Annotated in this window: 19 protein-coding genes; 6 read left to right on the top strand and 13 right to left on the bottom strand. The window is 73.8% G+C overall.

What is annotated here, in order from left to right; all coding sequences use genetic code 11:
* Nucleotides 1-15 precede the first annotated feature (15 nt).
* Nucleotides 16-1026, top strand: coding sequence for an NAD-dependent epimerase/dehydratase family protein (locus AB5J49_RS36935; RefSeq protein ID WP_369173191.1), 1011 nt, complete (start codon nt 16-18; stop codon nt 1024-1026).
* Nucleotides 1027-1068: 42 nt separating this feature from the next.
* Here AB5J49_RS36935 and AB5J49_RS36930 read toward each other — a convergent pair whose 3' ends face one another.
* Nucleotides 1069-2181: a sensor histidine kinase gene (locus AB5J49_RS36930; RefSeq protein WP_369173190.1), complete on the bottom strand. Its 1113-nt coding sequence runs from the start codon at nt 2179-2181 to the stop codon at nt 1069-1071.
* 2 nt (nt 2182-2183) lie between these two features.
* The gene (locus tag AB5J49_RS36925) at nt 2184-2912 is read right to left on the bottom strand and encodes a response regulator transcription factor (RefSeq protein WP_369173189.1); all 729 of its coding nucleotides are present in this window, start codon (nt 2910-2912) and stop codon (nt 2184-2186) included.
* Between the two features lie 103 nt (nt 2913-3015).
* Between AB5J49_RS36925 and AB5J49_RS36920 the strand changes: the two genes are divergently transcribed.
* The 3 genes from AB5J49_RS36920 to AB5J49_RS36910 are packed head-to-tail and all read left to right on the top strand — an operon-like array spanning nt 3016 to nt 5269.
* Nucleotides 3016-3819: a glycosyltransferase family 2 protein gene (locus AB5J49_RS36920; protein WP_369173188.1), complete on the top strand. Its 804-nt coding sequence runs from the start codon at nt 3016-3018 to the stop codon at nt 3817-3819.
* Complete coding sequence (locus AB5J49_RS36915; RefSeq protein WP_369173187.1) at nt 3816-4427, top strand: DUF2064 domain-containing protein; 612 nt, start codon at nt 3816-3818, stop codon at nt 4425-4427. Before AB5J49_RS36920 ends, AB5J49_RS36915 begins: the two co-directional genes overlap by 4 nt.
* Nucleotides 4424-5269, top strand: coding sequence for a class I SAM-dependent methyltransferase (locus AB5J49_RS36910; protein WP_369173186.1), 846 nt, complete (start codon nt 4424-4426; stop codon nt 5267-5269). The genes AB5J49_RS36915 and AB5J49_RS36910 overlap by 4 nt, the downstream gene beginning before the upstream one ends.
* 316 nt (nt 5270-5585) lie before the next feature.
* Here AB5J49_RS36910 and AB5J49_RS36905 read toward each other — a convergent pair whose 3' ends face one another.
* A complete protein-coding gene (locus tag AB5J49_RS36905) occupies nt 5586-6821 on the bottom strand; it encodes a molybdopterin-dependent oxidoreductase (RefSeq protein WP_369173185.1) in 1236 nt (411 codons plus the stop codon).
* A 149-nt stretch (nt 6822-6970) separates the two neighbouring features.
* Here AB5J49_RS36905 and AB5J49_RS36900 point away from each other — a divergent pair, with 149 nt between their 5' ends.
* Together AB5J49_RS36900 and AB5J49_RS36895 are read left to right on the top strand one after the other, a co-directional pair.
* The gene (locus AB5J49_RS36900; protein ID WP_369175381.1) at nt 6971-8299 is read left to right on the top strand and encodes a hypothetical protein; all 1329 of its coding nucleotides are present in this window, start codon (nt 6971-6973) and stop codon (nt 8297-8299) included.
* Between the two features lie 518 nt (nt 8300-8817).
* The gene (locus tag AB5J49_RS36895; protein ID WP_369173184.1) at nt 8818-9096 is read left to right on the top strand and encodes a DUF2470 domain-containing protein; all 279 of its coding nucleotides are present in this window, start codon (nt 8818-8820) and stop codon (nt 9094-9096) included.
* Between the two features lie 86 nt (nt 9097-9182).
* On the opposite strand, the gene AB5J49_RS36890 is transcribed toward AB5J49_RS36895, so the two are convergent.
* The 10 genes from AB5J49_RS36890 to AB5J49_RS36845 form a co-directional block, all read right to left on the bottom strand.
* Nucleotides 9183-10748 carry an ABC transporter ATP-binding protein gene (locus AB5J49_RS36890; protein WP_369173183.1) on the bottom strand — a complete coding sequence of 522 codons (1566 nt, stop codon included), beginning with the start codon at nt 10746-10748 and terminating at the stop codon, nt 9183-9185.
* Complete coding sequence (locus tag AB5J49_RS36885; RefSeq protein ID WP_369173182.1) at nt 10745-11593, bottom strand: ABC transporter permease; 849 nt, start codon at nt 11591-11593, stop codon at nt 10745-10747. Before AB5J49_RS36885 ends, AB5J49_RS36890 begins: the two co-directional genes overlap by 4 nt.
* Nucleotides 11590-12543 carry an ABC transporter permease gene (locus tag AB5J49_RS36880; RefSeq protein WP_369175380.1) on the bottom strand — a complete coding sequence of 318 codons (954 nt, stop codon included), beginning with the start codon at nt 12541-12543 and terminating at the stop codon, nt 11590-11592. Before AB5J49_RS36880 ends, AB5J49_RS36885 begins: the two co-directional genes overlap by 4 nt.
* Before the next feature lie 2 nt (nt 12544-12545).
* On the bottom strand, nt 12546-14111 hold the full coding sequence (locus AB5J49_RS36875) for an ABC transporter substrate-binding protein (RefSeq protein ID WP_369173181.1): 1566 nt from the start codon (nt 14109-14111) through the stop codon (nt 12546-12548).
* Nucleotides 14112-14146: 35 nt separating this feature from the next.
* The gene (locus AB5J49_RS36870; protein ID WP_369175379.1) at nt 14147-14986 is read right to left on the bottom strand and encodes a class I SAM-dependent methyltransferase; all 840 of its coding nucleotides are present in this window, start codon (nt 14984-14986) and stop codon (nt 14147-14149) included.
* 251 nt (nt 14987-15237) lie between these two features.
* Nucleotides 15238-16650: an MFS transporter gene (locus AB5J49_RS36865; RefSeq protein ID WP_369173180.1), complete on the bottom strand. Its 1413-nt coding sequence runs from the start codon at nt 16648-16650 to the stop codon at nt 15238-15240.
* Nucleotides 16634-17695 carry a dipeptide epimerase gene (locus tag AB5J49_RS36860; protein WP_369173179.1) on the bottom strand — a complete coding sequence of 354 codons (1062 nt, stop codon included), beginning with the start codon at nt 17693-17695 and terminating at the stop codon, nt 16634-16636. Before AB5J49_RS36860 ends, AB5J49_RS36865 begins: the two co-directional genes overlap by 17 nt.
* The gene (locus tag AB5J49_RS36855) at nt 17692-18768 is read right to left on the bottom strand and encodes a PLP-dependent cysteine synthase family protein (RefSeq protein ID WP_369173178.1); all 1077 of its coding nucleotides are present in this window, start codon (nt 18766-18768) and stop codon (nt 17692-17694) included. Before AB5J49_RS36855 ends, AB5J49_RS36860 begins: the two co-directional genes overlap by 4 nt.
* Nucleotides 18765-19610 carry a DUF364 domain-containing protein gene (locus AB5J49_RS36850; RefSeq protein WP_369173177.1) on the bottom strand — a complete coding sequence of 282 codons (846 nt, stop codon included), beginning with the start codon at nt 19608-19610 and terminating at the stop codon, nt 18765-18767. The genes AB5J49_RS36855 and AB5J49_RS36850 overlap by 4 nt, the downstream gene beginning before the upstream one ends.
* Complete coding sequence (locus AB5J49_RS36845; RefSeq protein WP_369173176.1) at nt 19607-20863, bottom strand: ATP-grasp domain-containing protein; 1257 nt, start codon at nt 20861-20863, stop codon at nt 19607-19609. The genes AB5J49_RS36850 and AB5J49_RS36845 overlap by 4 nt, the downstream gene beginning before the upstream one ends.
* Between the last annotated feature and the right edge of the window lie 148 nt (nt 20864-21011).

Here is a 21011-nt window from a genome sequence, read left to right as displayed (position 1 = left end):
CCCTAGCGTGAGCGCATGCGTGTACTGGTCACCGGCGGTGCCGGGTTCATCGGATCCCATGTCGTCGAGGCGCTCACCGCGCACGGGCACGAGCCCGTCGTGTACGACGTCCGCGCCGCCCCCGAAGCGGACGTACGGAACCCGTACACCGTCCGCGACGCCCTGAGCGGCGTGGACGCGGTGTGCCACCAGGCCGCGATGGTCGGCCTCGGCGTCGGCTTCTCCGACGCCGCGGAGTACGTCTCCCGCAACGACCTCGGCACGGCCGTACTGCTCACCGCCATGGCCGACGCGGGCGTACGGCGGCTGGTGCTGGCCGGGTCGATGGTGGTGTACGGGGAGGGTCGGTACGAGTGCGCACGGCACGGTGTCGTGCGGCCGGGTCCGCGTGCCGTCGCCGGCCTGGACGCGGGGCGCTTCGAGCCGCCCTGCCCGGTGTGCGGCGCCGACCTCGCGCCCGGCCTGGTCGCGGAGGACGCCCCGGTCGATCCCCGCAACGTGTACGCGACGACCAAGCTCGCCCAGGAGCACCTGGCGGCGGCGTGGGCGCGCGCGACGGACGGTACGGCGGTGTCGCTGCGCTACCACAACGTCTACGGCCCGGGCATGCCGCGCGACACCCCCTATGCCGGGGTCGCCTCCTTCTTCCGCTCGGCGCTCGCGCGCGGTGAGGCCCCGCGGGTCTTCGAGGACGGCCGCCAGCGCCGCGACTTCGTCCACGTACGGGATGTGGCCGCCGCCAATGTGGTCGCGCTGGAGGCGAGTTCGGCAGCCCTGCCGCAGGGTGCGCTCACGGCGTACAACACCGGCAGCGGCGACCCGCACACCGTCGGCGAGATGGCACGGGCGCTCGCGGCGGCATACGGCGGGCCCGAACCGGTGGTGACCGGGGAATACCGGCTGGGCGACGTACGGCACATCACGGCGGACTCCGCACGGCTGCGGGCGGAGTTGGGGTGGAAGCCCGAGATGGAGTTCGCGGAAGGGATGCGGGAGTTCGCGGAAGCCGGACTGCGGGGGGCGTAGTCTGCCTCGGAGTCTTCCTCGGACCGGTGGTGCTGCCCGCATTCAGGAAGCGGCAGCGGGCAGCACCACCTCGAAGCGGCAGCCGCCGGGGACGTTCCGGACCATGGCCCGCCCGTCGTGGGCCTCGACGATGCCCCGCACGATGGCGAGGCCGAGCCCCGCGCCGGCCGGGGGTGTGCGGGCGTGGGTGCCGCGCCAGCCGGTGTCGAAGACGCGGGGCAGGTCCTCCTCGGGGATCCCGCCGCAGCTGTCGGTGACGGACAGCACCACGCCCTCGGGGACGCGTTCGGCGGCGACGGCGACCGTGCCGTCGGCCGGGGTGCGCCGGATGGCGTTGATCAGCAGGTTGCCCAGCACCCGGCTCATCTCCTTGCCGTCCACCCGCACCGGCACCGGTTCGACCCGCTCGCCGACGAGCCGGACCCCGTGTTCGCGGGCCAGCGCGTCCGCGCCCGAGAGGGCGTCGCCGACGAGGTCGTACAGGGACATCCGGGCGAGCGAGAGCGTCAGGGCGCCGGCGTGGATACGGGACAGCTCGAAGAGGTCGCCGACCATCCCGTTGAGGCGCTCGACCTCCATCCGGATCTGCTTCAGGTAGCGGTCGGGGTCGGCGGCCACCCCGTCCTCCAGGGCCTCCGCCATCGCGCGCAGGCCGGCCAGCGGGGTACGCAGGTCGTGGGAGATCCAGGCGACGAGTTCGCGCCGCGAGGACTCCAGGGCCCGCTCGCGCTCGCGGGACTCGGCGAGCCTGACGCTGGTCGCCTCCAACTCGCGGCTCAGCGCGGCGAGTTCGGCGGTGGCGGGGCCGTCGGGCGAGGTGAAGTCGCCGCCGTCGCCGAAGGAGCGGGCGGCGAGCGCGAGGGCGTGGCTGCGGGCGGCGACCCAGCGGCCGAGCAGCAGGGCGGTGGCCAGGGAGACGACCGCGGCCATGGCGACGACGGTGGTGACGACGCTCAGGTCGTGCCCGGACAGGAACATGGCCTGCGCGACGGCGAGGGTGCCGGCGAGCATGGCGGTGATGCCGACGCCGGCGACCACGGCGAGGTGCGCGATGAGCGAGCGGCGCCGGATCAGCAGGAGCACACAGGCACCGAACAGGCCGGCCGCGGCGGCGCCGAGGAAGGCGAAGAGGGCGATCAGGAGGGTGTCGCGCACGGTCACGCCTCTCCGTCGGGAGCGGCACCGGTGGCGTCGAAGCGGTAGCCGACGCCCCACACGGTCTGGACGAGCCGGGGCCTGGCCGGGTCGTCCTCCACCTTGCCGCGCAGGCGGCGGACGTGGACGGTGACGGTCGACAGGTCGCCGAAGTCCCAGCCCCACACCTCGCGCATCAGGTCCTCCCGGCTGTAGACCCGGCCGGGGTGGCGCAGGAAGAAGGCGAGGAGGTCGAACTCGCGGATGGTGAGGGCGAGTTCGCTGCCGTCCTTGACGGCGCGGCGGGCCGCCGGATCGACCGAGAGGCCCGCGGCGCGCAAGGTCCTGGACGGCTCGGCGGGCCGGGTGCGACGCAGCACGGACTCGACGCGCAGGACGAGTTCGCGGGGGCTGAAGGGCTTGGTGACGTAGTCGTCGGCGCCGACCTCCAGGCCGAGGATGCGGTCGTCCTCGTCGCCGCGCGCGGTGAGCATGATGACCGGCACGGGTCCCTGGCCGCGCATCCGGCGGCACACCTCCAGACCGTCCATGCCGGGCAGCATCAGGTCGAGGACGACGAGGTCGGGCCAGTGCGCGGCGGCCCGGGCGAGGGCGTCGGGGCCGTCGCCGGCGCGGTCCACGACGTATCCGGCGCGGTCGAGGTACCCGGAGACGATCTCGGCGACGGTGGGGTCGTCGTCGACCACGAGAACCCTGGCCCCTGCCTGCGGGTACGGCTGCTGCTGCTCCATGCCGCCAGCCTCGCACCCCGCGCGCGCATGCGGCGCCGTCGGCGCCCGACGTCCTTGTTTCGTAAGGAGCGGTAGTCCGATATGCACTATTCGCGCTCGTAGGGTGAAAGCCGTGACGACCCCCTCCGCAACAGCGAGTGAACCCTGCGCGGCCTCCGTCGACGTCGTGCTTCCCTGTCTGGACGAAGCCGGGGCGCTGCCCTGGGTCCTTCAGCGCATCCCGCCCGGCTGGCGGGCCCTCGTCGTGGACAACGGCTCCACGGACGGCTCGGCCTCCGTCGCCCGCGAGCTCGGCGCGAGCGTCGTGCGCGAGGAGCGGCGCGGTTTCGGCGCCGCCTGCCACGCGGGGCTGAGCGCCGCCACGGCCGACATCGTCTGCTTCTGCGACTGCGACGCCTCGCTCGACCCGGGCGACCTGGTGCCCTTCGTACGGCGGATCGCGGCGGGCGAGGCCGACCTCGTCCTGGGCCGGCGCCGCCCCCGGGCCCGCGGGGCCTGGCCGGCGCACGCCCGCGTCGGCAACTTCGCCCTCGCCTGTCTCCTCCGCCGCCGCACCGGCCTGCGCCTGCACGACCTGGGGCCCCTGCGCGCCGCCCGCCGAGAGCAGTTGCTCGCCCTGGACCTGACGGACCGGCGCAGCGGCTACCCGCTCCAGATGGTCGTCCGCGCCGCCGACGCGGGCTGGCGGATCGCCGAGTACGACGTGCCGTACCTGCCGCGCACGGGGGCGTCGAAGGTGACGGGGACCTGGCGGGGGACGTGGCAGGCGGTGCGGGACATGAGCCGGGTGCTGGCGGAGGACGAAGGGCGCGCCGGGGCCGGTGCCGGGCCGGAACCTGAACACGAACCCACCGACCGCCCCGACGCCCGGCAGGACACCCCCGCACAGAAGGGAACCCGCCCGTGACCACGCTCCTCGTCATCGCCAAGGAGCCCCGGCCGGGCCGGGTGAAGACCAGGCTGACGCCGCCCTTCACGCCGGAGGAGGCGGCCGCGCTCGCGGAGGCCGCCCTCGCGGACACCCTGGACGTCGTGGCGCGCACGCCCGCGCGGCGCCGGGTGCTGGTCCTGGACGGGGCGCCGGGCCCCTGGCTGCCGCCCGGCTTCGAGGTCGTACGGCAGTGCGCGGGCGGTCTCGACGAACGGCTGGCCGCCGCCTTCGCGGGCTGCGACGGCCCGGCGCTGCTCATCGGCATGGACACCCCGCAGGTGACGCCGGAGCTGCTGACGGTGGACTGGGACGGCTGCGACGCCTGCTTCGGCCCCGCCGTGGACGGCGGCTTCTGGGCCCTGGGCCTGGCCGAACCGGACCCGGCACGGCTGCGGGGCGTACCGATGTCGACGCCGCGGACCGGCGCCGTGCAGCGCTCCCGCCTCGCGGACCTGCGGGTGCGCGACCTGCCGTGCCTACGGGACGTCGACACGGCGTACGACGCCGACCTGGTCGCCGAGGCGGCCCCGGGCAGCCGCTTCGCGACGACGCTGGCGCGTCTCGCCCCGGTGGCGGACCGATGAGTGGCCTGCGGGAGGCGACGGCGGCGCGGATCGCCCGCCAGACCGACCCGACCGACTCCGGCATCGACGGCACCGACAGCACCGCTGAGTGGCCCGCCGACCGCACATGGTCCGCCGACCCGTACTCCCACGCCCTGCGCACCGGCCACGGTCCCCTCTTCCTGCGCCGCCCCGACGGCTGGCTGCTGCCGCTCGACGTGGAGCGGTGGTGCGCGGACGCCGACGCGGCGGACCTGGAGGTGCTGCGGCGCTGTGAGGGCGCGGTGCTGGACGTCGGCTGCGGGCCGGGCAGGCTGGTCGCGGCGTTGGGCCGGCAGGGGCGCCGGGTGCTCGGTATCGACGTCAGCGAGGCCGCCGTCACCCGCACCGTGCGGCTCGGTGGCCCGGCGTTGCGCCGCTCCGTCTTCGACCCGCTGCCCGGCGAGGGCCGCTGGGGCACCGTCCTCCTCATCGACGGCAACGTCGGCATCGGCGGCGACCCGGCCGCCCTGCTCGCCCGGACGGCACAACTCCTCTCCCCGGGCGGCCTGTTGATCGCCGAGACATTGCCGGACCTGGACCTCGACGAACGGGTCCAGGTCCACGTCACCGATGCCCGCGGCGCCACCGGCACCGCCTTCCCCTGGGCCCGGCTCGGCACCCCCGCCCTGCTGCGGCACGCGGAGCGCGCCGGCTGGCGGGCCGTCGGTCAGTGGACGGCCGGCGGCCGCTCCTTCGCCGCCCTGCGCAGCCGTCGCCACCGCAGCGCGAGCAGCACCGCCGAGCCGCCGAAGAGCGCGGCGGTGATCAGCAGCCAGCGGGCCGCGAAGCCGTCCGCGGACAGGCCGGTCGCGGAGGCGTAGCGGTCCGCGACCCGGCCGCTGATCAGCGGGAACCAGACCAGCAGGAGCAGCAGGGAGAGCGCGGCGGGGACACGGACGTACGACACCCATCGCCGGTGTCCGGCCGCCTCGAACCCGCGTAGCAGGACCTGGTCCGCCGCACCGTACAGCGGCAGCAACACGAGGTCGTGGAGGATCGCCGCCCCCACGAACCACAGCGCGATCCCGAACCAGTCCCCCTCCAGCAGCCGCACTCCCGCATATCCGGTGAGTGCGAACGAGCCGGTCAGCAGGAGGAGTTGGAGAGGGCTGCCCAGCGTGGGCCTCGGTCGTCGCATCACAGGTCTCCGAACGTCAGCCGCGCCACCCACTTGGTGTTCAGCACACCGGGCGCGGCGGGCACGATGATCCGCGCCGGGTAGCCGTGGTCGGGGGTCAGGTCCTCGCCGTTGACGAACAGGGCGAGCAGGGAACGGGAGTCGGCGACCTGGTTGGCGCGCAGGGCGGCCCGCCGGAAGGCACCGCGCCGCTGCAGCGACTCCACGAGGACGTCGGGCGGGTCCCCGTCGTGGCCGACCAGCGCCGCGAGGTCCCGCAGCCGTACCCCGCGCCACCACTGGTCGGACGTGGACCAGCCCTCCACGCAGGCGATGGGCAGCGCCGCGCTGTGCAGCGGCATGGCGAGCAGGTCGGCCCGGCCGAGGCGGACGGTCCGCCCGTCCCGCCCCACGACCACCAGCCGCCACGCCTCCTCGTTCGTGTCGGCGTCGCGGATCCCCGCGTACGCGGCCGTCTTGTTGATCTGGAAGCCGCCCGGCCCGCTGCCCGGTTCGGCGCCGCCGTGCGGGGCGAGGAGGGCGGTCCGGCGCAGGGCCCCGTCGAAGTTCTGCCCGACGGTCGTGACGAAGAGCAGCAGGGAGCCGCCCCCGACGAACCACAGCGCACCGCGCCGGGAGACGGTTGGCTCGGCGGGAGCCGGAGAGACCAACTCACTCTCCTCCTCCCGCAGTTGACGCAGATTCCGCAGCGCCATGGGTGTCTTCAGCACGGCGTGCACGACGAACGCGGCGAAGAACACCCACGCCCCGTAGAAGTGCAGGGTGTAGAAGGAGCCGGGGAAGATGTAGTCCAGCTGGATGTTGAGCACGCCCGTCACGAACTCGAACAGGGCGCCCCCGACCAGGAGCAGCAGCGAGATCCGCTCCAGGGCGTGTGCGAGCGACCGCGCGGGCGGCAGCGTGAAGAGCTTCGGCGCGACCGACCACAGCTTGGCCAGGAGCACGGGGATCAGTGTGATGCCGAGCGTGACGTGGACGCCCTGGTTGAGGCGGTACAGCCAGTGCGGGCTGGTGGGCCAGGAGAAGAGGTAGAAGCCCAGGATCCCCTTGTCCGGGGTCTTGTCGTTCACCGGCGCCAGGTCGGGGTTGTAGGCGGCGTAGGACACCAGCCCGGTCACGAACAGGACCGTGATGCCGCCGAGCAGCACGACGCCGAGCACCGAGGTCAGCCACGGGCCGCGCAGCGGACTGCGCCAGAAGGCGGGGGAGAAGGGAGAGAGAGGAGACCGTGCCATGCCCCGACCGTAGGCCGCGGCGGGGCCCGGGAAGCCGCCGCGAACCATGACGAATCTCTGACGTCCGCGCCTGTCAGCCGTCCGGCGGAGGACGCCCGTCCTAACGTGCTGGCGTGAACCGCGACCTGCCCGAGACCCCTGACCGCCACCTGCCCGGGGCCCCTGACCGTGACCTTGGCCGCGACCTGTACGCGGCCGCGGCGGCCGCGTTGCTCGTCGCGGTCGCCGCCGTGCTCGGCACGGTGATCCAGCACCGGCACGGCACGCTCCGGGTCAACTGGCCGCCGCTGCTGGCGGACTGGGACCCGCATCTCGGGCCCGGCACACCGGCCGCGCTCGCCGTCGCCGCGGCCGTGGTGGCGTACGGCCCCTCACTCGCGGTCCGGATGCCGTGGCGCTCCTTGCTCCTGGCCACCTGGGCCACCGGCATGGCCTGGACCTGGTCGCTGGCCCTGGTCGACGGCTGGTGGCAGGGCGTCGCGGGGCAACTGACGACCGCGCACGAGTATCTCCGGGTCATCGACCGCTTCCAGGACATCCCCGCCACCCTCCGGGACTTCTCCGGCCACATCCTGCTCGAGTCACCGGACAACTGGCCCGCCCATGTCGCCGGGCACCCTCCGGGCGCCACCCTCACCTTCGTCCTCCTCGACCGGATCGGCCTGGGCGGCGGTGGCTGGGCGGGCGCGTGGTGCATCACCGTCGGTACGACGGCGGCGGTCGCCGTCCTGGTCGCCGTACGCGCCCTGACCGGCGAGCGGCTCGCCCGCCGCGCCGCACCCTTCCTCGCCCTTGCCCCGGCCGCGGTGTGGGTGGGCACCTCGGCCGACGGGTACTTCGCGGCGGTCGCCGCGTGGGCGGTCGCATTCCTGGCTTTGGCGGTGACGGGTCACCGCCCGGGGTGGACGGGTCTGACCTCGGGCCTCCTCTTCGGCTGGGCCGCCTACCTCTCCTACGGCCTGACGCTCTTCGCCGTGATCGCGGCCGTCGTCCTGCTGCTGGGCTCACGCCGCGCCCGCCCCCTCCCCTTCCTGCTGGCCGGCTTCCTGGTCGCCCCCGTCGCCTTCACGGTCATGGGCTTCAACTGGTGGGAGGCGTACCGTCTGCTCGTCACCCGCTACTACCAGGGCGTCGGCGGTGTACGGCCCTACGGCTACTGGGTGTGGGCCAACTTGGCGTGCACGGTCGTCATCGTGGGCCTGGCGACGGCGGCGGGGCTGCGGCGGGCGGGCGCGGCGCTCGTCCGGCGCGCGGAAGCAACCCAGGTCCGGCTGGCACTCCTCGTACTCGGTGCGCTGGTCGCGATGCTGGTCGCCGATCTGTCCGGGATGAGCAAGGCGGAGACGGAGCGGATCTGGCTGCCGTTCGCATTGTGGCTGCTGCCCGCCTGCGCGTTCCTGAGGGGGCCGCGTGGCTGGCTCGCGGCGCAGGCGGTGCTCGCCCTGCTCGTCAATCACCTGCTGCTGACGGGTTGGTGACCACCGAGCAGGTGTAGATAGGTTAGGCATACCTAACTTAACCTCGCCGGATCGGAAGGCCCCATGTCTGCTGCCCCCTGCCCTGAGCCGACGCCCGCCGAGCATGCCCGCTCGGTGCTGGCGGCGGCCGGCTCGCTGACCGTCACCACGCACGGCCATCACATGGAGCTGATCGGCCGGCACACCGTCGACGCCGCCGCGCGGCTGCTCCTGCACGACGAGCCGGACGGCCATCTGGCCGCCGAGCTCGCCATGGCACCGCACGGCGACCTGGCCGCGCTCGTGGAGTTCACCGACATCGCCCCCGTCGCGGTGCGCGAGCGGGTGCGCGCCCGGCTGACGCTGGGCGGCTGGCTCAGCGCCCTCGGCCCGAAGACCCTGGTGTTCCACCCGGCCCGGGCCGTGCTCACCGAGGACGACGGGACGACCACCATCGGCCTCGACGAACTGACGCTCGCCGCCCCCGACCCTCCCCCACCCTTCGGCCGGGGGGACCCCCAGCCACCCACGAGGCGGAGATGCTGGCCCGGCTGGACGCGGCCCACACCGACACCGTGGCCCCGCTCGCCCGCCTGCTCCCGGCCCGGGAGCAGGTCGGCGCATCCGGCGTACGGCCGCTGCGGCTCGACCGGCACGGCCTGGTGCTGCGCCTGGAGACGGCGGACTCCCACCGCGACCTCCGCCTGCCCTTCGCTGCCCCGGCCACCCACCCGGGAGACGCGGTGCGGGGGATCCACGCTTTGCTCGCCGGGGCCACCGCCCGGCCGCGCCGCCGACGCCTGCCGACCAGGTCGTAGGTGAGGCGCGCGACCCGAAGCCGCCGACCTCCGGGCCACTCGCGGAGGCCTTCCCGTCTCCTCCGCGAAGGCGCCCGGAGGTCGGCTCATCTGCGGATCCCCGCCCCGGCCCCCGCCTCCAGACGCTCCGTCGTCTCCATGAGAGAGATCGTGAACGGATGCCGGGGCTTCGTCAGGACCCGTTGCGCCGCCCCCTGTTCGACCAACTCGCCCGCGTCCAGTACGGCGATGCGGTGCGCCAGGCGTGCCGTGTCCAGGTCGTGGGTGATGAGCACGAGGGACAGCTCGTCGCCCTCGCCGACCAGGCCCGCGAGGACGTCGAGGATGCCGCGCCGGGTGACCGTGTCCAGACCGGAGGTGACCTCGTCGCAGATCAGCACCCGGGGACGGGCGAGCAGGGCACGGGCGAGGGCGGCGCGCTGGAGTTCGCCGCCGGAGAGTTCGTCGGGGCGGCGGCGGGTCAGGTCCGCCGCCAGGCCGAGGCGGGTCAGGGTGGCCGACGCCTCGTCCGTGGCCGCCCGTTCACCGGCGCCGCGCAGGCGTACCGCGGTACGGGCCACCTGGTGCAGCACGGGCCGGTGCTCGTCGAAGGCAGCGCGGGCGTCCTGGAAGACGTACTGCACGGCGGCCAGTTGGGCGCGGTCACGGTGGCGCAGGCTGCGCGGCAGCGGAGTGCCGTCGAGCAGGATCTCGCCGTCGTGATCGCGGTGGAGTCCGGCGAGACAGCGGGCGAGCGTGGTCTTGCCGCTGCCGGAGCGGCCGACCACGGCCAGGCACTCGCCGGGGTGCAGAGCGAGGTGCGGGGCGTGCAGGACGATGGTCCGGTGATCGTGCACGGCGGTCAAGTCCCGTACCTCCAGGACGGGTTGACGGGCGGCGTCGGTGCTCTTCGTACCCTGCGGCGCCGCACGCTGTTCGTCGAGCAGGCGACGCGTCCACTCGTGCCGGGGCGCCGTCCACAGCCGCTGCACCGGACCCGACTCGACGACCCTGCCCGCGCGCATGACGAGGACCTCGTCGGCGAGGGCGCGTACGACGTCCAGGTCGTGGCTGAGCAGGACGACCGCGATGCCGCGTGCCGCCACCGCCGCCAGCTGCTCGACGATACGGCTCTTGGTCAACGCGTCCTGGCCGGTGGTGGGTTCGTCGGCGACGATGACGCGGGCGCCGAGCAGCAGGGCCTGGGCGAGGACGACGCGTTGCTGCTGGCCGCCGGAGAGCTGGTGGGGGTGGCGACGCAACAGGGGTGCGCCGCCCGGGAGTTGGGCGTCGGACAGGGCGCGCAGGACCAGTTCGCGGGCTGCCGCGCGGCGTTCGGCGCGGGGCAGGTGGCGGACCTGGGGGCGGGCGATGTCGTGCAGCAGCGCGCCGACCCGGCGGGCCGGGTTGAGGACGGCGGCGGGGTGCTGGGGGACGTAACCCACCGGGCCGTCCCCGGTGCTCCGTATCTCGCCCGTGACGCGGGCGCCGGGCGGGTACTCCCCCAGCAGTGCGAGGCCCGTCGTGGTCTTGCCGCTGCCGGAGGCGCCGACCAGGGCGGTCACCTTCCCGGGCCGCACGCGCAGGTGCACGCCGTCGACGATCGCGCGGCCGTCGATCTCGACGCGGAGGTCGCGGATCTCGGCCACCACTGGTTCCTCTGCTCGGCTCACCGGCGTCGTCCCTTCTTCCCGAGGGAGGCCTTCTTCGTGAAAGAGGTCTCCTCCTGCGGAACGGCCTTCTTCTCCAGGGCGGCGTCGAAGAGCAGGTTGGTGCCCATAGTCAGCGCCACGATCAGCAGCGCGGGCACCACCACGGCCCAGGGCTGCACGAGCAGGCCTGTGCGGTTGCGGTCGACCATGACCGCCCAGTCGGCGGCGTCCGGCGCGACACCGACACCGAGGAACGCGGCCGTCGACACGAGGTACAGCACGCCGGTCAGCCGGATGCCCGCGTCGGCGGCGAGGGTGCGCAGCGCCGACCGGCCGACGTAGCCGACGGCGATCCGCCACCAGGTCTCCCCCTGCATACGCAGCGCCTCGACGGCGGGGCGCGCCGCGGCCTCCCCCGCCGCCGCCCGCACGATCCGGGCCGCGTCCGGCACGTTCACCAGGGCCACGAGCAGCGCCAGCCCGGCAGCTCCCGGCGAGAGCACGGAGGCCACCAGCAGGATCAGCAGCAGCGACGGTACGGCCAGCAGCACGTCCAGCGGCCGCATCAGCAGCTCCTCCAGCCACCGCAGGCGGGTGAGCGCGCTGCCGAGCGCGACCGGGACGGCGACGAGGTAGGCGAGCGCGGTGGCGGCGAGGGCGGTGAGTACGACCGTACGGCCGCCCAGCAGGACCTGTCGCCAGACGTCGCGGCCCACGAAGTCGGTGCCGAGCCAGTGGTCGCCGCCGAGGGTGAAGGACGTGCCGCGGGGGCCCGGGTCACCGGTGAACAGCGGTCCGAGGAGGGCGAGTACGAGGGGAACGGCGATGACGGCGGAGCCCAGCGCGAAGCGGCGATGCGTCGTCATGCGGCCACCCCCGCGCGGGGAGTGAGCCGGTGGGCCACCAGATCGGCCCCGAGGTTCAGCAGGACCGTCAGCACCCCGAACACCACGGCCAGCCCCTGCACCACCGGTACGTCACGTTCGGCCACGGCGTTGAGGAGGACCGTGCCAAGGCCGGGGATCACGAAGAGGGCCTCCACCACGATCACGCCGCACAGCAACCAGTCGACGGTGCGGGCGAGTTGCTGCGCGGCCGGGGCGAGGGCGTTCGGCAGGGCGTGGGTGTAGCGGACGCGGGCGCCGGGGACGCCGTAACGGCGGGCGTGGGCGGCGTAGGGGGAGGCGAGGGCGTCGACCATGCCGGCCCGCACCAGGCGGGACAGGGAGCACACCGGGCGGGACAGCAGCACCAGCACCGGCAGGACCAGCGCCGCCGGATGGCCGAGCAGGTCGGTGCCGTAGCCGACCGCCGTCGGCGGCAGCCAGGCCAGCTTCAGGGCGAGGACCGTCACCAGCAGCACCCCGAGGGCGAACTCGGGGACCGCGTACACGGCCAGCGTCACCGAGCTGACCAGCCGGTCGATCAGCCGTCCCTCGTGGCGGGCGGCGAGCACGCCGAGACCGAAGCCGAGGGGGACGAGGAGGGCGAGGGTGAGCGCGGCCAGGAGCAGGGTCGGTCCGAATCCGTCGGCGATGTACTGGGTGACGGGGCGGCCGGATGCCAAGGACGTGCCGAAGTCGCCGTGCAGCAGGCCGGTGGCCCAGTCGGCCAGCCGCTCGTACGCCGGCCGGTCCAGGTCCATCGCCTCGCGGATCGCGGCGATGCGCGCCGGATCCGGCTGGTCGCCCGCGAGGGCCACCGCCGCGTCGCCCGGCAGCGCCTCGGTCAGCGCGAAGACCAGCAGCACGACGGCCACGGTCTGCAGGGCGCCGAGAAGCAGCCGCCGGGCGGCGAAGGAGCGCAGAGGGCTCATCCTCACGCGAGCCACACCTTGTCGAAGCGGGCCCAGTCCAGGGTGTTGGCGGGGGCCTTCGTCTCCACTCCCTTCACCGTCCGCGCCGTTCCGATGATCCAGTCGGCGAACCCCCAGATGAGGAAGCCGCCCTCGGCGTACAGACGGCGCTGCATCCGCTCGTAGACGGCGGCCCGCCCGGTCTTGTCACGGGTGGACTGGGCCTGCTGGTAGAGGGCGTCGAAGTCCTTGTGCCGCCACTTGGTGGCGTTGGTGGTGGAGTCCGTGAGCAGCCGCTGCGAGAGGTGGGCCTCGATGGGCATGGCGCCGGAGCGGTAGCAGCACAGGGTGCCGTTGTCGAGGATGTCGCTCCAGTAGGAGTCCTTGCTGCCCATCTTCACGTCGATCGTGACGCCCGCCTTGGCGGCCTGGTCGCGGAAGATGCCGGCGGCCTCGGTGAACCCGGCCGCGACGGCCGAGGTGTCCAGGGTGACCTTCAGCTTCTCGGCGCCGGCCTTCTTCAGCAGGGCGCGTGCGCGGTCGAGGTCCTGCTCGCGCTGCGGCAGGTCGGCGGCGTAGTACTCGTACCCCTTGCCGAACAGGTCGTTGCCGACCTCGCCCGCGCCGGACAGCGCGCCGTCGACGAGTTCCTGGCGGTCGGCGATCAGGAAGAAGGCCTCGCGGACCCGCTTGTCGTCGAACGGCGCCCGGTCGGTCTTCATGCAGAAGGCCTGCATGGCGCTGCCCCGCAGCCGCACGATCTCGATCTGGCCCCGGCCCTCGTGGGCGCGGGCAGTGGTCGGGTTGAGCTCGTGGGCGTACTCGACCTGGCCGCCGAGGAGGGCGCCCACGCGGGCGGACTCCTCGTTGGCGACGACGAACTCGACCTCGTCGAGGAGCGGGGCGCCCTCCCAGTAGTCGTCGTTGCGGCGGAAGACGGCGGAGCGGCCGGGGGCGAAGGAGACGAACCGGAAGGGTCCGGAGCCAACGGGTTTCCTGTCGAACTCGGTGGCGTTCTCCGGGACGATGTAGGCGCCGAACGCGGCCAGAATGTTGGGGAATTCGGCGGTCGGCCGCTTCAGCACGAACTCGATGCCGTGCTCGCCGGTGGCACGGCTGGCGTCCAGGTCGATGGGCTCCAGGGATGCCTTGGCGCGGAACGCCTGCTTGGGGTCGGCGATACGGCGGTAGCTGTAGAGGACGTCCTTGGCGGTGACCGGCTTCCCGTCGTGGAAAGTGGCCTGACGCAGCGTCACCCGCCAGCGGTCCAAGGTCTTGTTGGACTCCCACTTCTCGGCGAGGCGGGGCTGGGCGGAGAGGTCGGCGCCGTAGTCGGCGAGCTTGTCGAAGAGCGCCTTGGCGCGGGCGACGTCGGCGAAGAGGTTGGCCAGGTGCGGGTCGAGGGTCTCGCTCGCACCGCCGCCGGCGAACGCGGCGCGCAGCCGTCCGCCGCGCTTCGGGGTGCCGGAGCCGCCGGCCGCCTTGTCGTCCGTGCCGCCGCCGCAGCCGACGAGGGCGAGGGCGGCGGCGCCCGAGGTGGCGGCGAGGAAGCCGCGGCGGCGCAGGCCGGGGAAACGTTCGTCGTACATGACTGGTCCTTACTGGTACTTACTAGTGCTTCGGGTCAGTTGGTGTGCAGCCGCGCGACGACGTGCAGTCGGTCCGCGTCGGTCGTGACGCCGGGCAACTCGCCCTGCCGCCAGGGCGGTTCGGTCCGTGGTCCGGGACCGTCGTGCAGTTCGAGCACCTCGAAGCCGTGCGCGGCGAGGAAGTGCCGCAGCTCCTGCGGGAACAGCAGCCGCCAGGCGGAGCGCTGTTCGACGGGCGGTGCCCCGTCGGCACCGTCGGCGGCCGTCCATACCCGGGTACGGCGCAGGAGTTGGGCGGTTCGGTCGACGCTCAGGGTGGTGGTGGACCGGTAGGCAGTGCCCTGCCGGCTGAAGGCGTTGACGGACGGGGTGTCGAGGAGGTCCGTACGGCCCAGGAAGTACGCCCCGTTGCGCATCTCCGCGACCAGCAGCCCGCCCGGTGCGAGGGCGCGGCGGCAGGAGGCGAGGAAGCCGTCGAGCTGATCGTTGGTGTGGCAGTACAGCAGCGAGCTGTCCAGGCAGACGACCGCGTCGAAGGCACCCCTGCCCAGGTCGAAGCCGTGCAGGTCGGCCCGGACGTACGCCGGCCCCGGGTGGTGGACGCGGGCGTGCGCCAGCATCGCCTCGGAGAGGTCGGCGCCGGTCACCGTACGGCCGACGGAATGCAGGTGCCCGGCGTCGCGACCGGTGCCGCAGCCCATGTCGAGGACCCGCGGCCCGGCGCCGTGGCGGCGCAGGCAGTCCTCGGCCCAGCGTCCGGCGAGCCGGTCGGGGTCGGGGAAGCGGGCCTCGTACAGGGCGGGGTTGTCGGTGAGGAGGTTGCGACTGCCGGCCGGGGCACCGGTGTCGAGGCTGCCTTCCGCCGCGGCGGACACCACGCGCTCGTCCGCGCCCGGCTCCCGCGCGCCCGAGCCGACGCCGCCAACACCCTGGCCACCGCCCGCCGACTCATCGCCCCCGCCACGCACCGCCTCACCCGGCCGCAAGCCGTCCGAGGCAGCCGACACCCCACGCTCCGCCGCACCCGGCTCCCGGGCACCCGAGTCGTCCGCCGGAGCACATCGACCACCGCTCACCCGGCCACGGCCCTCGCCCCGCTCCGCCCCGCCTCCCGCGCGCACCGCGCTCACGCCGTGCTCCTCTCTGCGGCCTGCGCGGGAGCCGCCGGGACCGGATCCCCGGGCAGTGCCCCGCGCCGGTGCAGCCAGGCCACACCTGCCGCCGACGCCAGCCCGAACACGGCGCAGCACACCCACGGAAGCCACGCATGGCCCCCGCTCTTCCCCGCGTCCATCTCTGCGGCCTGCGCGGGAGCCGCCGGGACCGGATCCCCGGGCAGTGCCCCGCGCCGGTGCAGCCAGGCCACACCTGCCGCCGACGCCAGCCCGAACACGGCGCAGCACACCCACGGAAGCCACGCATGGCCCCCGCTCTTCCCCGCGTCCATGGCCCAGCCGACGACGGTGTTGCCCACGGCCGCGGCGATCCCGGAGACGACGTAGAAGATCCCGAAGTAGGTGCCGGTCAGCTCGGGCCGCCCGAAGCGCGGGATCAGCTCCATCACGAACGGCGAGGCGACCATGACGCCGAGGTAGAGCAGCAGCGCGCCGAGCAGCACGGGCCCGGCGTCGAGCCGGCCGGGGGACCCGCCCGCCACCAGGGCCGGCGGCAGGAAGGCCAGACCCATCACCGCGAGGCCGAGAGCAATCCAACGCGCCCTGTTCCCACGGGACTTGAGGCGCCTGGTGATCCTCAGCTGAAGTGCCAGGTTGGCCACCGTGCCGACGAGGAAGACGATGCCCGCCGCGCCCTCCCAGCCGGTGGCCTCGCGGGCCCCGTCGGGCAGCAGCAGGTAGAGCTGGTTCTCCAGGGTGAACATGCCGACCATGGCGAGCGCGAACGCCAGGAAGGCCCGGTTGCCGAGCACCTCGCGCCAGTCCCCGAGGACACCGGTGCCGCTCGGCTCGACCTTCCGCGCGGGCAGGACGAGGGCCTGCGCCACGGTGAGCACCGCGAAGATCCCGGCGGCGGTCAGCGCGGAGGTACGGAAGTCGACGAGCAGCAGCGCGCTGCCCAGCAGCGGCCCGATGAGCGCACCGGTGGTCGCGAAGACGTTGAACAGCGCGAACACCTCTGCCTTCCGCTCCCCCGCCTCCTGCGCGAGATACGCCCGCACGGCCGGGTTGAACAGCGCCCCCGCGAGCCCGCTGAGCACGGACGCGGCGAGCAGCACCGGCAGTCCGTCGCCGAGCGCGAACAGCCCGAAGCCGACGGTCCGCAGGGCGCACCCGGCGATGATGACGCCGCGCGCCCCGAGCCGGTCCGATGCCGAGCCGCCGATGATGAACAGGCCCTGCTGGCTGAGGTTGCGCACGCCGAGGACGATCCCGACGACCCCCGCCGACATGCCCAGGTTCTCGCCGAGATGGGTGGCGAGGTACGGGATGAGCAGGTAGAAGCCGGTGTTGACGCCGAGCTGGTTGACGAGCAGGAGCTGGACGGCGACCGGGAAGCCGCGCATCTCACGCCACGTCTTCATACGCCGTCACCTCCTCGACTCCCAGTCCGGGAAGGTCACTTGTACGTACGGTGCCGTCCGCGCCGCCGATCCCCGTCCACGGGTCGTGGGCGAGCAGCAGATGCCCGTCCAGGTCGACCCAGCGGGCGCGGTCGGCCAGGTGGACGGCGGGCGCGATGCCGAGGCTGCTGGCGGTGAGGCAGCCGAGCATCAGCTCCGTCCCGCTGCCCTCGATCAACTCCGCGATCCGCAGGGCCGCCCGGACTCCCCCGCACTTGGCGAGCTTGACGTTGACGCCGTGGACGCGCCCGGCCAGCCGCCGTACGTCCTCCACGCTCACCGCGTCCTCGTCGGCGATGACGGGCAGCGGCGACTTCTCGGCGAGGGCGCCCAGCGCGTCCGGGTCACCGGGCGGCAGCGGCTGTTCGACGGCCTCGACGCCGAGCGCGGCGAAACGGGGCAGCAGTCGCTCGGCCCGAGCGACGCTCCAGGCACCGTTCGGGTCCAGCAGCAGCCGTACATGAGGAGCCGCGTCCCGGATGACCCGTACGCGCTCCACGTCGTCCTCGGGATCGGACGAGCCCGCCTTCACCTTGACGATCTCGAATCCGCTCGCGGCGAGGCGCCGGGCCTCGGCGGCCGCGTGCGCGAGCGAGGTGATGCCGATGGTGCGTGCGGTGGCGACACCGAACGGCGTCTTTGTACCCAGCAGACGGCGGACCGGCACACCGTCCCGCTTGCCGACGAGGTCCAGCAGCGCGGACTCGACGGCCGCGGTGACGGCAGGCGGTACGGCCGGAACGGCACCCGAGGGCAGGGCCTGCGAGGACAGGGCCTCCAGGGCGCTCTCGGGATCGACGAACCGTTCCAGACCGACCGCCGAGATCAGCCGTAGGAGCGTGTCGGCGTCCAGCCCGTAGTACACGCTGCTGACGGCCTCGCCGTATCCGGTCACGCCGTCGTGCTCGACGCCCAGCCACACGGCGTCGCGGGCGGTCATGGTGGAGCGGGAGATGCGCAGCGGCTCGGCGAGTTCGAGACGTACGGTGCGCAGGCGGGCCTTCATATCGTCCTTCCGGAAGAGAGCGGATCGGCGACCCGCGTGCACCGCCCCCACCCGCTCGCCTCGGCGGCATACGGGTGCGGTATCTCCACGGGCCGGGTGGCGGCGCCGGCGGGGTCGAGGCCGTGGGCGGCGAGGAAGTCGTCGTCGTAGACGGTGCCGAGGTAGCGGTGCGGCCCGTCCGGGAACACGGTGGCGACGACCGCCCCCGGGTGCACGCAGGCCGCCCAGGCGGCGACCCGCGCGACGGCGCCGGTGCTCCAGCCGCCGCTGACGAAGCTGCCCCGGGCGAGCCGTCGGCAGCTGTCCACGGCCTCGGCGGGGCCGATCCAGTGGACCTCGTCGAAGGCGTCGTAGGCGACGTTGCGCGGGTGGATGCTGCTGCCGAGGCCACGCATCAGACGGGGGCGGGCGGGCTGGCCGAAGATCGTGGAGCCGGTGGCGTCGACGCCGATGAGCCGGAGCGCGGGCCAGTGCCGGCGCAGCGGGCCGATGAGGCCGGCGCTGTGACCCCCGGTGCCGACGCTGCACACCAGGACGTCCAAGTGGTCGAGCTGGGCGCCGAGTTCGGCGGCCAGGGAGGCGTAGCCCGCCGTGTTGTCGGGGTTGTTGTACTGGTCGGGCCAGTAGGCGCCGGGCAGTTCGGCGAGCAGTTCGCGCAGCCGGCCTAGGCGGGCCGCCTGCCAGCCACCCTGGGGCGCCGGGCGGTCGACGAGCTCCAGCCGAACACCGTGCGCGCGAAGCAACTGCCGCATGGACGGCTCCAGTTCGCTGTCGCCGACGAGCACGACGGGATGGCCGAGCGCCTGCCCGGCGAAGGCGAGCCCGATGCCGAGGGTGCCGGACGTGGACTCCACCACCGGGGCGCCGGGCCGCAGCTCACCTCGCTCACGTGCCCCGAGCAGCATCGACACGGCGGCCCGCGCCTTCATACCGCCCGCCGCGAGCCCTTCGAGCTTGGCCCAGAAACCGGGGTGGGCGTGCGGCAGGTCGGTGGTGACCCGGACGACCGGGGTACGGCCGAGCAGGGCGAGCAACTCCGGGCGGGCGGTGGGGCGCAGGGCGGTGGCGGTCATCGCGCACCCCCGGCCCAGCGGTACCGGTGGACGACCCCGGGCCCGCCGTCGAGCCAGAAGAAGGGGTACGGCTCCGCGCACACCGCGCTCACGCCGTGCCCGAGGAAACGGGGCAGGACCGCGCTGCCGGTCTGCGCGAACATCACCAACTGCTTGCCGTGCCGCAGCGCGTGCTCGCGCAGCGGCTCGAAGGTGCCGTTGCCCAGGGTCATCCCGGACACCAGCAGCGCGTCACAGCCACCGGCCGCGGCGAGCGCGTCGGTGACGACCGGTTCGCCCCACTCCGTCACCCCGCCCTTGAGGTCGCACGCCACATAGCCGATGCCTCGCGAACGCAGCGCCTCCAGAAGGGAGTTGACGACACCGACCACCAGCACCGTGCCCCCGGCCGGCAGGTCCAGCAGCTCGGCCACGGCCCTCGCCCTGGCCTTGGACTTCTCCAGCGAGGACCCGGCGGGCAGGGCGACGGGCAGCGCCCCGTGGTCCGGCGTGTGCGGGGTGACGTGCATCAGATAGGCGTCCAGGGCGGCCACCCGCACCGCGGCCAGCGGGTGCTCCAGCAGCCGTGCCACGTCGGCGCCGACGCAGTCGTCGAGGGCGCTGTCGGGCAGTTCCCCGGGTTCGACGGCGCACGAGCCGACGGCCTCGGCGAGGCGCAGGCTGAGAACCTCGTTGCGGTAGCCGGTGCCCCGCCCGTCGTGCCGTACGGCCTGCCGGGTGGTGAAGGCGACGGCGATCCGCCGGGTGCGGGGATCGGGGCCGAGGGCGCCGGCGCGAACGCGGGCGACCAGGTCGTCGTACGTCCGGCAGGGCGCCGTCGGCGTCGCGCTGACGGCGGTCATCGGATCACCAGCCCCGCGCGCAGTCCGGTCAGCAGCATCTCCACGCGGTCGCGGGCGCCGGGCCCGTCCGGGTCGCCGGCCATGACGTGGCCCAGGTACTCGTTGTTGCTGCCCGCCGCCTTCACGACCTTGCCGGGCTCGGCGAGCTGCACCTCCAACACGCCCCTTTCGTCGGCCAGTCGTCCGGCGTCGAGCTCTTCGAGCCTGCCCGCGCGGTCCGGGACGAGGAAGCCGATGGCGGCACTGCGCAGCCCGGTGTCCGTGCGCCTGAGGTCGGGTTCGCGACCGAGGGCGACGTCCACGCAGGCGGCGGCGAGGTCGATGCCGGTGACATGGCGGACGAGTTCGGTGATGCGGTTACCGGCGGGCCGGGGGTTGACCTCGACCACGCGCGGACCGGCGGAGGTCAGCTTGATCTCGGTGTGCGCCACGACCCCGTCCGTCAGTCCGAGCGCCTTGAGCGCGCCGAGCGTGGTCTGCTCGGCGGCGTCGATGTCGGCGAACGGCAGGGCGGCCGGGAACATGTGACCGGTCTCGATGAAGGCGGGCGCCCCGCCGATGCTCTTGTCAGTGACGCCGATCAGGTGCACCGCGCCTGCGTACGACACGGTCTCGACGCTCACTTCGGGGCCGTCGAGAAGCTCCTCCAGGAGCACGGCGGAGGTGCGCCGCTGTCCGCGGGCGTTGACCGGGAAGTCGGCCAAGGCCCTGAAGGCGTCCGCGAGTTGGGATTCGTCGTCGACGCGCCGCACATACATGCCCGCGCACAGGTCGACCGGCTTGACGACCAGCGGGTAGCCGATCTCCTTCGCGGCCCGCGCGAGGTCGGCCCACTCCTCGTGGACGGCGAAGCGCGGTCCGGGCAGGCCGGCGTCGGCGAGGATGCGGCGGGTGGCGTCCTTGCGGCAGGCGCTGCGCACCGCCTCGGGGCCGGGGCCGGGCAGGCCGAGGTGCCCGGCGATCCGGGCCACCGTCGGCAGGTAGTAGTCACAGGAGGTGACCACCCCGTCGAAGCCCAGTACCGAGTGCAGCCGCTCCACCTCGGGCAGCAGGGCGTCGATGTCGTTGGTGTCGGTCGTGATCACGTTGCGGGCCCCGAGCAGCGGGTGCGCCGTGCCCTCGGGCGCCGAGCGCAGGTAGTGATGCAGGTCCCGGGTGAGGAAGGTGAACTCGTGTCCGCCCTCCCGGATCGCCCGTGGCAGCAGCCTGCTCATCGACCCGACCCAGCTCTCTACCACCAGCAGATGAGCCACAACTCCCCTTTTCGTGCCGTGAGTTCATACGTCAAGGCAGCCCGGGGCGCCCCTCGGTCGGAGGGGCGCCGGACTTGACGCGCACACGTTAGCGATAATCATTTTCATTTACCACCCCGTTCTTACCCATCCTTCGGAGAGTCGGAGA

The sequence above is a fragment of the Streptomyces sp. R28 genome, assembly GCF_041052385.1.
Classification (GTDB): Bacteria; Actinomycetota; Actinomycetes; order Streptomycetales; family Streptomycetaceae; genus Streptomyces.
The sequence above is the reverse complement of the archived record's forward strand: the minus strand, read 5'-3'. Positions and strand labels throughout refer to the sequence as shown.

What these genes read in the sequence shown, in the direction of transcription:
- AB5J49_RS36935 (WP_369173191.1), top strand. Translation starts at nt 16, where the DNA reads ATGCGTGTACTGGTCACCGGCGGTGCCGGGTTCATCGGATCCCATGTC.
- AB5J49_RS36925 (WP_369173189.1), bottom strand. Translation starts at nt 2,912, where the DNA reads ATGGAGCAGCAGCAGCCGTACCCGCAGGCAGGGGCCAGGGTTCTCGTG.
- AB5J49_RS36910 (WP_369173186.1), top strand. Translation starts at nt 4,424, where the DNA reads ATGAGTGGCCTGCGGGAGGCGACGGCGGCGCGGATCGCCCGCCAGACC.
- AB5J49_RS36905 (WP_369173185.1), bottom strand. Translation starts at nt 6,821, where the DNA reads ATGGCACGGTCTCCTCTCTCTCCCTTCTCCCCCGCCTTCTGGCGCAGT.
- AB5J49_RS36895 (WP_369173184.1), top strand. Translation starts at nt 8,818, where the DNA reads ATGCTGGCCCGGCTGGACGCGGCCCACACCGACACCGTGGCCCCGCTC.
- AB5J49_RS36885 (WP_369173182.1), bottom strand. Translation starts at nt 11,593, where the DNA reads ATGACGACGCATCGCCGCTTCGCGCTGGGCTCCGCCGTCATCGCCGTT.
- AB5J49_RS36880 (WP_369175380.1), bottom strand. Translation starts at nt 12,543, where the DNA reads ATGAGCCCTCTGCGCTCCTTCGCCGCCCGGCGGCTGCTTCTCGGCGCC.
- AB5J49_RS36875 (WP_369173181.1), bottom strand. Translation starts at nt 14,111, where the DNA reads ATGTACGACGAACGTTTCCCCGGCCTGCGCCGCCGCGGCTTCCTCGCC.
- AB5J49_RS36865 (WP_369173180.1), bottom strand. Translation starts at nt 16,650, where the DNA reads ATGAAGACGTGGCGTGAGATGCGCGGCTTCCCGGTCGCCGTCCAGCTC.
- AB5J49_RS36860 (WP_369173179.1), bottom strand. Translation starts at nt 17,695, where the DNA reads ATGAAGGCCCGCCTGCGCACCGTACGTCTCGAACTCGCCGAGCCGCTG.
- AB5J49_RS36855 (WP_369173178.1), bottom strand. Translation starts at nt 18,768, where the DNA reads ATGACCGCCACCGCCCTGCGCCCCACCGCCCGCCCGGAGTTGCTCGCC.
- AB5J49_RS36850 (WP_369173177.1), bottom strand. Translation starts at nt 19,610, where the DNA reads ATGACCGCCGTCAGCGCGACGCCGACGGCGCCCTGCCGGACGTACGAC.